The sequence below is a fragment of the Streptomyces sp. NPDC001401 genome (assembly GCF_042895385.1).
In the GTDB taxonomy this organism is placed as follows: domain Bacteria; phylum Actinomycetota; class Actinomycetes; order Streptomycetales; family Streptomycetaceae; genus Streptomyces.
Map to the genome: position 1 here is coordinate 411,219 of NZ_JBIAWI010000007.1, position 10,921 is coordinate 422,139.

At 70.9% G+C, this 10,921-nt stretch carries 8 protein-coding genes; all 8 read left to right on the forward strand.

What is annotated here, in order from left to right; genetic code table 11:
• The first annotated feature begins 15 nt into the window (after positions 1–15).
• The 8 genes from ACFY10_RS25290 to ACFY10_RS25325 are packed head-to-tail and all read left to right on the forward strand — an operon-like array spanning position 16 to position 10,919.
• The gene (locus tag ACFY10_RS25290; RefSeq protein WP_390667470.1) at positions 16–2,208 is read left to right on the forward strand and encodes a bi-domain-containing oxidoreductase; all 2,193 of its coding nucleotides are present in this window, start codon (positions 16–18) and stop codon (positions 2,206–2,208) included.
• Entirely contained in the window at positions 2,205–4,163 is a 1,959-nt protein-coding gene (locus ACFY10_RS25295) for an alginate lyase family protein (RefSeq protein WP_390667471.1), read from the forward strand. Before ACFY10_RS25290 ends, ACFY10_RS25295 begins: the two co-directional genes overlap by 4 nt.
• A 9-nt stretch (positions 4,164–4,172) precedes the next feature.
• Positions 4,173–5,711: a right-handed parallel beta-helix repeat-containing protein gene (locus ACFY10_RS25300; RefSeq protein ID WP_390667472.1), complete on the forward strand. Its 1,539-nt coding sequence runs from the start codon at positions 4,173–4,175 to the stop codon at positions 5,709–5,711.
• Between the two features lies 1 nt (position 5,712).
• Positions 5,713–7,002, forward strand: a complete 1,290-nt coding sequence (locus ACFY10_RS25305) for an O-antigen ligase domain-containing protein (RefSeq protein ID WP_390667473.1) — start codon at positions 5,713–5,715, stop codon at positions 7,000–7,002.
• A 2-nt stretch (positions 7,003–7,004) separates the two neighbouring features.
• On the forward strand, positions 7,005–8,246 hold the full coding sequence (locus tag ACFY10_RS25310; RefSeq protein WP_390667474.1) for a glycosyltransferase: 1,242 nt from the start codon (positions 7,005–7,007) through the stop codon (positions 8,244–8,246).
• Positions 8,243–9,478: a class I SAM-dependent methyltransferase gene (locus ACFY10_RS25315; RefSeq protein WP_390667475.1), complete on the forward strand. Its 1,236-nt coding sequence runs from the start codon at positions 8,243–8,245 to the stop codon at positions 9,476–9,478. The genes ACFY10_RS25310 and ACFY10_RS25315 overlap by 4 nt, the downstream gene beginning before the upstream one ends.
• Positions 9,475–10,275, forward strand: coding sequence for a glucose-1-phosphate cytidylyltransferase (locus tag ACFY10_RS25320; RefSeq protein WP_390667476.1), 801 nt, complete (start codon positions 9,475–9,477; stop codon positions 10,273–10,275). Before ACFY10_RS25315 ends, ACFY10_RS25320 begins: the two co-directional genes overlap by 4 nt.
• Positions 10,272–10,919 carry a PIG-L deacetylase family protein gene (locus tag ACFY10_RS25325; RefSeq protein WP_390667477.1) on the forward strand — a complete coding sequence of 216 codons (648 nt, stop codon included), beginning with the start codon at positions 10,272–10,274 and terminating at the stop codon, positions 10,917–10,919. Before ACFY10_RS25320 ends, ACFY10_RS25325 begins: the two co-directional genes overlap by 4 nt.
• Positions 10,920–10,921: the final 2 nt, after the last annotated feature.

Below are 10,921 nucleotides of genomic sequence, written 5' to 3' on the forward strand. Positions count from 1 at the left end.
AACAAGGGGACTTCGGTGAAACAGGTTGTTCAGAACTACAAGAGCGGCGAGCTGGCGGTGCTCGACGTTCCGGTGCCGGGGTGCAAGCCGGGCGGTGTGCTGGTCCGCAGCGCCTTCTCGCTGATCTCCACCGGGACCGAGCTCATGAAGGTGTCCGAGGCCGGCATGTCGATGCTGGGCAAGGCCCGCTCACGGCCGGACCAGGTGGCCAAGGTCATGCAGAGCGTGGCCACCAACGGGCTGCCCGCCACCTACCGCAAGGTGATGGGCAAGCTGGACTCGTACACGCCGTTGGGCTACTCGCTGTGCGGGGTGGTCGAGCAGGTCGGCGCCGGGATCGACGACGTGAAGGTCGGCGACCTCGTGGCCTGCGCCGGCAACGAGCACGCGCTGCACGCCGAGCTGAACTGGGTGCCGAAGAACCTCTACGCGCCGGTGCCGGACGGCCTCGCGCCGCAGCACGCGGCCTTCGGCACCGTCGGGTCGATCGCGATGCAGGGCGTCCGCCAGGGCGAGCCACAGCTCGGCGAGGTGGCGCTTGTCATCGGCCTCGGCCTGATCGGGCAGCTGGTCGTGCAGCTCCTTGTCGCCTCGGGCGTCCGCGTCGTCGGGGCCGACCCCGATCCGGTGCGCTGCGAGCTCGCCGAGCGCCTGGGCGCCGCGGCCTGCGGCGACCCCGCGTCCGCGGCCGTGGAAGCCGCCGTCGCCGAACTCACCGACGGGCACGGCGTGGACCAGGTGTACCTGGCCGCCGGCGGCGGCAGCAACCAGCCCGTCGAGCTGGCCGCCCGGCTCTGCCGGGACCGCGGCCGGGTCGTCGACATCGGCAAGTGCCGCCTGGACCTGCCGTGGAACGCGTACTACGAGAAGGAGCTCGACGTCCGGTTCTCGCGCAGCTACGGCCCCGGGCGCTACGACCCGGAGTACGAGCTCGAGGGGCGGGACTACCCGATCGGCTACGTGCGCTGGACCGAGCGCCGCAACCTGGCGTGCTTCCTCGACCTCGTCGCCCGCGGCAGCGTCGACGTGGAGCCCCTGGTCTCCCACATCGCCGACTTCGACGACGCGGTCGAGACGTACCAGCGCCTGAAGGACGGCGAGTTGAAGGCCGTGGCCGTGCTGTTCCGGTACCCCGAACACGCGGGGGAAGCGGAGGAGGCGGGGGCCCCGACGGTGGCCGTGCCCGCGGTGAAGCGACCCGCCGGCGGAGCGTCCACGCCGACCCGGGCCGCCAAGACGCCGGTGCGCCTCGCGTTCGTCGGCGCGGGAAACTACGCGACGTCGATGCTGCTGCCGCACCTGGCACAGCGCGAAGGCGTCGAGTTGTCCACGGTCGTCACCACGACGGCGCTGTCCGCGGCCAACGCGCAGCGGAAGTTCGGCTTCGCCGAGGCGACCACCGATCTCGACGCCGTGCTCGGCGACAAGTCCATCGATGCGGTGTTCGTGGTCACCCGGCACAGCTCGCACGCCGAACTGACCCGGAAGGCGCTCCACGCCGGCAAGACGGTGTTCGTGGAGAAGCCCCTGGCGCTTACCGAGGACGAACTGGCCGGCGTACTCGCGGCGGTGGAGGAGTCCGGCAACGACCGGCTGCAGGTGGGCTTCAACCGCCGGTTCGCGCCGCTGCTGCAGGAGGCCAAGAAGCGGTTCGGCACCCGGACCGGCCCGGCGAGCCTGCGCTACCTGGTCAACGCGGGCCGGCTGCAGCACGGCAGCTGGTACCTCCAACAGGGCACCGAGGGCTCGCGGTTCGCCGGCGAGGGCGGACACTTCATCGACACGGCGAGCTGGCTGCTCGAGGCCGACCCGGTCTCGGTGTACGCGGTCGCCACGTCCGGCCACGAGGACCTGCAGGTCGTCCTGCGCTACCCGGACGGGTCCACCGCCACCATCAGCTACGTCACCACCGGTGCGCCCGGCTTTCCCAAGGAGACGCTGGACCTGGTCGCGGACGGCAAGGTGCTGCGGCTCGACGACTTCGTCCGTGCCTCGGTGTACGGCCGCAAGAAGTGGGTCAGTTCGCGGCTGCCCAAGGCCCGGGACAAGGGCCAGGAGGCCGAACTGGCCGCGTTCATCAAGGCCGTACGGACCGGCGGGCCGATGCCGGTGCCGCTGGAGTCGCTGGTCGCCACCACCGCGGCCACCCTCGCCGTGCAGACCGGCCTGGCCGGCGGCGCGCCGGTGACGTTGGAGAACACACCATGACCATGAGCGCGGGCTGGTACCTGCGGCGGCTGTCCCGGATGGGACCGCAGGAGGTCGCGGGCCGGGTGAGTGACGCGGTGCGCAGGCGGCGGTGGCGGTCGGCGCGGCCCAACTGCCCGAGCGTGACCGACGCCCGGTTCACCGCGGTCCTGCCGGCCGGGACGATCGCCGCAGTGCCTCCGGATGCTGCGAAACGGCTCATCGCCGAGGCGGACCGGCTGATGTACGGGCACGCCGAGTTCTTCGGTGTGGTCCGCGACGACCTGGACGACCCCGACTGGTGGTGCGACCCGAAGACCGGGCGCCGGGCTCCGTGGGGCTACGCCTTCGACGTGCCGTACCGGAACGAGGACGCGGTCGGGGACATCAAACAGATCTGGGAGCTGTCCCGGCACCAGTACCTCACCCAGCTCGCCGCCGCCTACGCGATCACCGGGAACGAGCGGTACGCCGAGCGTGTGGCCGAGCACCTGCGGTCGTGGTGGGCGGCCAACCCGCCGCTGCGCGGTGTGCACTGGATCAGCGGCATCGAGCTGGGCATCCGGCTGCTGTCCTGGGTGTGGATCCGCCGGCTGCTCGACGACTGGCCGGGCGCGGCCGACCTGTTCGAGGACAACCCGGTGGCGCTGAACCAGATCTGGCACCACCAGCGCTGGCTGGCCGCCTTCCCCAGCCGGGGGTCTTCGGCGAACAACCACGTCATCGCCGAGACGGCCGGGCAGTTCGCCGCAGCCTGCGCGTTCGACTGGTTCCCCTCCTCGGAGCGCTGGCGGGCCGACGCCCTGCGGTCGCTCGAGCGGCACCTGCGCGGCAACACCTTCCTCTCCGGCCTCAACCGTGAGCTGGCCTCCGAGTACCACGGCCTGGTGCTGGAGCTCGGTCTGGCCGCGGTGGCCGAGGCGGACGCCGCGGGCGTGCAGGTCCCCGCCACCGTCCGCCTGGTGCTGCTGCGGATGACCGACGCGCTCGCGGCCGTCGTGGACAACCGGCTGCGGCCGCCGCGCCAGGGCGACGCGGACGACGGGCACGGTCTGGTCGTGGACGGAGCGGGCACCGACCGCTGGGCCTCGCTGCTGGCCACCGGCGACGCCGTGTTCGGCCGGCTCGACTGGTGGCCGGCGGTGACCGGCACCGATGTGCGCACCCCGCTGCTGGCCGCGCTCATCAAGCCGTACTCGAACACTGGAACCGCACCGGCCGTGACCCGCCCGGCAAGCCGACCGGGCCACTTCGCCGACGCGGGGCTCACCATCCTGCGCGGCCCGGAGGAGATCTGGTGCCGCTGCGACGGTGGTCCGCACGGCTTCCTGTCCATCGCCGCGCACGCCCACGCGGACGCGCTGTCCGTGGAGGTCCGGCACGACGGGGTCGACGTGCTCGCCGACCCGGGGACGTACTGCTACCACGGGCAGCCCGAGTGGCGGCAGTACTTCCGGTCGACCCTCGGCCACAACACCCTGCAGCTGGACGGCGCCGACCAGTCCGTCTCCGGCGGCCCGTTCCTGTGGACCCGGCATGCCAACACCCGCGTCCTGGCCGCCGACACATCCGACGAGGGCGTGGCTCGCTGGAGTGCGGAGCACGACGGCTACCAGGACTCGGTGCACCGTCGCCGGGTGGAGCTGACGGCCGAAAGCCAGGAGCTGCGGGTGGTCGACGAGGTGCGCGGCCCGCGCCGGGCCGTGCAACTGGCGTTCCACCTCGGCCCGGCGATCACCGCGGACCTGGTGGGGAACCGGGCCGAGCTCACCTGGACGCGGGACGGCGAGGACCGCTCCGCGGTGCTCGACCTGCCCGGCCAGCTGTCCTGGCAGGCGCATCGCGGCGAGACCGACCCGCCGCTGGGCTGGTACTCCGCCGGATTCGGGCGCAAGGAACCCGCCACCACGCTGGTCGGCACCGGCTTCACCGACGGCACGGAGGGCTTCATCACCGTGCTCAGGTTCCGCGGCTAGGGGGGGCGCGTGGGGAGCAAGATGCGGCACTGGGCGTTGGCGGCGGCACCGCTGGCGCTGGCCCTGCTGACGACCGGCTGTGAGAGCGCGTCGGGCGCCGGGGCGGAGCCGAAGGCCACGTCCACCACGTCCGCCACGTCCGTGGACCGATCCGTGGCCCGGGTGTGCGCCAAGCCCGCGGCGGGACCGGCGAAGGCACCGTCGGGCGCGGTGACCGTCGACCCCAAGGTGGTCGGTGACCTGGCGGCGAAGACCAAGAGCAGCCCCCCGAACACCACGTTCTGGCTTCGGCCCGGCAAGCACAGGCTCGACCCGGACCGCTACGCCCAGGTCATCCCCAAGAAGGGGGACCGCTACATCGGTGCGCCCGGCGCGGTGCTCGACGGCCGGAAGAAGAACCAGTACGCGTTCGCCGGTACCGCCCGCGACGTCACCATCGGCTACCTGACCGTGCAGGGCTTCGTGGCGCCGCCGGACGAGGGCGTGGTCAACCATGACTCGGCCGACGGATGGGTGATCGAGCACGCGACGATCCAGAACAACTCCGGCGCCGGGCTGATGGCCGGCGCCCGCCAGCAGGTCCGCGCCAACTGCCTGCGCGACAACGGCCAGTACGGCATGAACGCGTACAAGGCGGGCGGCCGTATCACCGGCCTGGTGGTCGAGGGCAACGAGATCGTGGGCAACAACACCGGCGACTGGGAGCGGAAGCGGAAGGGCTGCGGCTGCACCGGAGGCATCAAGTTCTGGGACGTCAACGGCGCCGACGTCAGCGGCAACTGGGTGCACGACAACCGCGGAACCGGGTTGTGGGCGGACACCAACAACAACGACTTCCTCATCGAGAACAACGTGATCGAGGCCAACGACGGTGCCGCGCTGATCTACGAGATCAGCTACAACGCGGTCATCCGGAACAACACGATCCGGCGGAACAACTGGGTCGAGGGGCGCAGGGCGGCCGAGAGCGGCGACGGCTTCCCGTTCGCGACCGTCTACGTGTCCGAGTCCGGCGGCGAACCACGGATCCGAGCCCGCACCAACAAGATCGAGATCTACCGGAACGTGCTGGAGAACAACTGGTCCGGGATCACCCTGTGGGAGAACGCCGACCGGTTCTGCAACAGCCCGGCCAACACCTCGTCCGGTGACTGCACTTTGCTGGTGAAGGACACCAAGCGCTGTGCGAAGCCGGCGATCGCCAAGGCACCGCTCTACTCCGACTGCCGGTGGAAGACCCAGCGGGTCGACATCCACGACAACCGCTTCGTGCTCGACAAGTCCGTCCTCAAGTGCACGGAGAAGTGCGACCGGATGGCGCTCCTCGCCAACTACGGAACCTATCCGGACTGGTCGCCGTACAAGGGCGAACGGGTGGCTGACGCGATCACCACCGAGCAGCACAACCGCTGGCACGACAACGTCTACATCGGACCCTGGAAATTCGTGGCCCAGGACACGAGCCGGGTGCTCGACTTCGGGCAGTGGCAGACAACGCCGTACCAGCAGGACGCGGGCAGCACCCTCGACCCACGGGCCGGTGGTTGACATGGGCGTGAACCTGACGCGCGGACCGGGCACTGCGGGAACGCAGCCCGGCACCGAACCGCGCTCCGCAGGCACACCGAGGATCGTCGGGATCGTCTGGGGGCTGCTGGTCCTCAACACCCTCGGCTCCGCAGGGGCGAAGACCATCGTCCCGCTGCCCCGCTCCCTCATCCAGATGGTCACCATGGGCGCGCTGGTCTCCGCGTTCGCGCTGGCGCTCACGGTCAATCTCCGACTGCGCATCCGAGCCAGCGCCTACGTGTTCCTGCTCACCCTGCTGCTGGTGACGAGCGTGATCTCCAGCGCGAACCTGGAGTCCGGGTTCGGCGCGCTGTTCCGCTGCTTCCGGCTGACTCTCTTCGTCGGCACGCTGTGGCTGCTCAGCCGCTGGTGGGTCGGCAGCGAGACGTTCGTCCGGCACCACATCCGGATGTACTTCGCGGTGCTCGGATCGGTGGCCGCCGGCCTGGTCGTCTCACCGGGCGCGGCCTTGCCCGACCTCTACGGCGGACGCCTCGTCGGCGCGTTGTGGCCGCTCACCCCGCCGCAGATCGGGCAGTACGCCGCGGTGATCATCGGGCTCACCGTGCTGCTCCTCCTGGGGCGCCGGACCGACGGGGCCAGCGCGGCGGTGGTCATCGTGCCGTCCCTGGTCCTGCTCGCGCTGACCCATACCCGGACGGCCACGCTCGGCCTGCTCCTCGGGCTGGCGTTGGCGATCTGCTCGCTCATCCTGACCAGCGCCGCCGCCCGCCGGTTCTTCACCTGGACGGTGCTGTGCGTCGTGGTGGCCGCGGTGGGGTTCGCTTCCGCGCTGCAGTCGTGGTTCCTGCGCGGGCAGAGCCAGGAGAACTTCTCCAGTCTCACCGGCCGGGCCAAGGTCTGGAACGCCCTGCTGGCTGCGCCCCGGTCGACCTCGGAGCAGTTGTTCGGCGTGGGCCTGGGCGACAAGTCGTTCGGCGGGCTGCCGATCGACAACAGCTGGCTGGCCGTCTACAACGAGCAGGGTCTGATCGGCGTCACCCTCGTCGCGGCGATCCTCATCGTGCTGGGCGGCGTCGCGTTGCTGCGGCCACCGTCGCTGCAGCGTGCCTGCGCGATCTTCCTGATCAGCTACTGCGCGATCGCGTCGTACACCGAGGCCGGCCTTGGCGACGCCTCGCCGTATCTGCTGCATCTGGCCCTGGCCGCCTCACTCCTTGCGGCACCCGCCGAGGCCGCTCCGCTCTCGACGCCCGACGTTCCTCGACGACACATCCCGCGCTGGGCCCGGAGATCGGAGGTGATCTGAGCATGCACGTCCTCGTGGTGCACAACCGCTACAACTCGGCGCAGCCGAGCGGGGAGAACAAGGTCGTCGACCAGGAGGTGGAGCTGCTGCGCTCGGCCGGCCACCGGGTCGAGGTGTTCGAGCGGCGCAGCGACTCCATCGCCGACCGGTCCCTGCTGGGCAAGGTCGCGGTGCCGCTGCTTGTGCCGTGGAACCCGGCGGTGCGCACGGAGCTCGCCGCCAAGCTGCGCACTGAGCGGCCGGACGTGGTGCACGTCCACAACGTCTTCCCGCTCCTGTCGCCCGCGGTCCTTGCCGCCTGCGCCGACGCCGGTGTGCCCGCCGTCGCCACGCTGCACAACTACACCCAGGTCTGCCCGCCCGGCACGCTGCAGCGAGACGGCCGGCCATGCACCGAGTGCGTCGGATCGGCGCCGCTGCCCGCCGTCCGGCACGGCTGCTACCGCAACTCCCGCCTTGCGACGGTGCCGCTCGCGGTCAGCCTGTCGGTCAACCGGCGGCGGTGGTGGTCCGGCGTGGAGCGGTTCTTGTGCATCTCCGCGGCGCAGCGCGACGTCCTGGTGCGGTCCGGCATGCCGGCCGAGCGGCTGGCGGTGAAGCACAACTTCGTGCCGGAGCCGGGCACTTGCCGGTCCGGTGACGGCGAGCATGTGCTCTATCTCGGCCGGCTCGCGGAGGCCAAGGGCGTACGTCTGCTCATGGCCGCGTGGGACGAGATCGCGGCGAGCGGCGGCGTGGGCGTCCCGCTCGTGATCGCCGGCACGGGGCCGCTGGAGCGAGAGGTGACCGCCTGGGCGGCCGGCCGGGACGACGTGCGCTACGTCGGCCTGTTGGACCCGGCGGAGTGCCAGAAGGCCATCGCACGGTCGGTCGCCGTGGTGGCTCCCTCGACGTGGCTGGAGGCGTTCGGCCTGGTGGTCGTCGAGGCGATGGCGGCCGGGGTGCCGACCGTCGCCGCCGGGCACGGCGCCTTCGTCGAACTCGTCGAGGACGGCGTCACCGGGCTGCTGCACCGGCCGGGCGAGGCAGCCTCGCTCGCGTCCTGCATACGCCGGATCACGGCAGATCCGGACCGCAACCAGGAGATGGGCCAGGCGGCCCGGCTCCGTTACGAACAGGGTTTCAGCCCGGCGGTCGGTCTTGACCGCCTGGTTGATGAGTACCGCACCGCGATCGCGGGTCGGTCAGCACAGGCTCGCGGCGGGGACACCCGCGCGAGCAGGGGGGATGGGGACAGTAGATGACACGATGCCGACTGTGCGGCTCGGAAGCGATGGCGAGCGTCGTCGACCTTGGGGCGACGCCACCATGTGAGAGCTTTCTCGCCGCGGACCAACTGGATCAACCGGAGCCCGCGTACCCGCTGCACCTGCGGGTCTGCACCGACTGCTGGCTGGCGCAGATCCCTCCGCTGATCACGCCGGAGGAGACGTTCAAGGAGTACGCGTACTTCTCCTCGTACTCGACCTCCTGGGTGGAGCACGCGCGCACCTTCGTCGCCGACGCCGTGGAGCGTCTTGCCCTCGGCCCGGACGCCTTCGTGGTCGAGGTCGCAAGCAACGACGGGTACCTGCTGAAGCATGTGGTGGACCGGGGGATCCGCTGCCTCGGCATCGAGCCGTCGGTGAACGTCGGCGCCGCGGCGCGGGATGCGGGTGTGCCCACCCTCACGGAGTTCCTGAGCCCGGACACCGGCTCCGCCGTCCGCGCCGAGCACGGCCCGGCGGACCTGGTCGTGGCCAACAACGTGTACGCGCACATCCCCGACGTCGTCGGGTTCACCCAGGGGCTGCGCGCCCTGGTCGCCGACGACGGCTGGGTCTCCATCGAGGTGCAGCACCTGCTGACCCTGATCGAGGAGAACCAGTACGACACGATCTACCACGAGCACTTCCAGTACTACACGGTCGCGTCCGCGATCCGTGCCCTGGCGAGCGGCGGACTCACGCTCGTGGACGTCGAGTTGCTGCCCACGCACGGCGGCTCCATCCGGCTGTGGGCCCGGCCGAACGAGGTGGCCGGCGAGCCGACCCAGCGGGTGACCGACGTACTGGCCCGGGAGAAGGCCGCCGGGCTGCAGGAGCTGTCCGGGTACACCGAGTTCTCCGCCCGGGTCGCCAAGGTGCGCCGGGACCTGCTGCGGTTCCTCATCGACGCGGCCGAGCGCGGCGAGACGGTCGTCGGCTACGGCGCCCCGGGCAAGGGCAACACCCTGCTCAACCACTGCGGTATCCGGCCCGACCTGCTCGCGTACACGGTCGACCGCAACCCTTACAAGCACGGCAGGTTCACCCCGGGCACCCGCATCCCGATCCTGCCGCCCGAGCAGATAGCCGCCGACAAGCCGGACTACGTCCTTGTCCTCCCGTGGAACCTGCGGGCCGAGCTGGTCGAGCAGCTGTCCTTCGTGCACGACTGGGGCGGCCGCCTCGTCTTTCCCATCCCGGAACTGAGCATTGTCGAGGTCAAGCGATGAAGGTCGTACTGTTCTGCGGCGGTTACGGCATGCGGATGCGGAGCGGCGCCGCAGACGACGTACCCAAGCCGATGGCGATGGTCGGCCCGCGCCCGCTGATCTGGCACGTCATGCGCTACTACGCGCACTTCGGGCACACGGAGTTCATCCTGTGCCTCGGCTACGGGGCGCACCACATCAAGAACTTCTTCCTCAACTACGAGGAGACGACGTCCAACGACTTCGTGCTCCGCGGCGGGAAGACCGAGCTGCTGTCCACCGACATCGCCGACTGGACGATCACGTTCGCGCAGACCGGCATCGAGTCACCGATCGGGGAGCGGCTGCGCCGGGTGCGCCACCACCTGGACGGCGACGAGATGTTCCTCGCCAACTACGCCGACGTGCTCACCGACGCCCCGCTGCCGCAGATGATCGAGAACTTCGCCCGGCGCGACGCCGGTGCGTCGATGATGGTGGTGCCGCCGCAGTCCTCGTTCCACTGCGTGGACCTGGGCGAGGACGGCCTGGTGGGGGGCATCACCGCGGTGAGCGACATGCCGCTGTGGGAGAACGGCGGCTACTTCGTGCTCCGCCAGGAGGTCTTCGACCACATACCGGAGAACGGGGACCTGGTCGCCGACGGCTGCGCCCAACTGGCCAAGCAGGGACGGCTGGTGGCGCATCAGCACCGCGGCTTCTGGAAGCCGACCGACACCGTCAAGGAGCGGGCCGCGCTCGACGAGGCCTACGCCCGGGGCGACCGTCCGTGGGCCGTGTGGGAGCGCGACGGCGCGAGTGCCGGAGCGAGAGCGTGATCCGGCTCGGGGCAGGACCCCTGGACCGGATCGTCGCGGTGGGCGCGCACTGCGACGACATCGCCATCGGCGCCGGCGGCACGCTGCTGACGCTGTGCCTCGCGCGGCCGGGTATCCGCGTCGACGCGCTGGTGCTCTCCGGCGGCGGCACCGACCGGGAGCAGGAGGAGAAGGCTGCGCTCGCCGCCTTCTGCCCGGGCGCCGACCTGCGGCTGACCGTGCTCAAGCTGCCGGACGGGCGCATGCCCGTGCACTGGGACGAGGCCAAGGCCGCGGTCGAGGAGCTGCGCGGGCAGACCGAGCCGGATCTCGTCCTTGCCCCGCGTACCGATGACGCGCACCAGGATCACCGCGGCCTGGCGCAGCTGATACCCACCGCGTTCCGCGACCACATGGTCCTCGGCTACGAGATCGTCAAGTGGGACGGCGATCTCGGCCGCCCGTCGGCGTACCAGCCGCTGTCGCCGGAGATCGCCGAACAGAAGGTGCAGCTGCTGCAGGAGCACTACCCCTCGCAGCGGCACCGGCCCTGGTACGACCGGGAGGCCTTCCTCGGCCTTGCCCGGATCCGCGGCATCGAATGCCACGCGCGTTACGCCGAGGCGTTCGCCGTCACCAAACTCACGCTCAACCTGGGGAACTGAAC

Coding starts and splice junctions, on each gene's coding strand:
- ACFY10_RS25295 (WP_390667471.1), top strand. CDS start 2,205: ATGACCATGAGCGCGGGCTGGTACCTGCGGCGGCTGTCCCGGATGGGA.
- ACFY10_RS25310 (WP_390667474.1), top strand. CDS start 7,005: ATGCACGTCCTCGTGGTGCACAACCGCTACAACTCGGCGCAGCCGAGC.
- ACFY10_RS25305 (WP_390667473.1), top strand. CDS start 5,713: ATGGGCGTGAACCTGACGCGCGGACCGGGCACTGCGGGAACGCAGCCC.
- ACFY10_RS25315 (WP_390667475.1), top strand. CDS start 8,243: ATGACACGATGCCGACTGTGCGGCTCGGAAGCGATGGCGAGCGTCGTC.
- ACFY10_RS25320 (WP_390667476.1), top strand. CDS start 9,475: ATGAAGGTCGTACTGTTCTGCGGCGGTTACGGCATGCGGATGCGGAGC.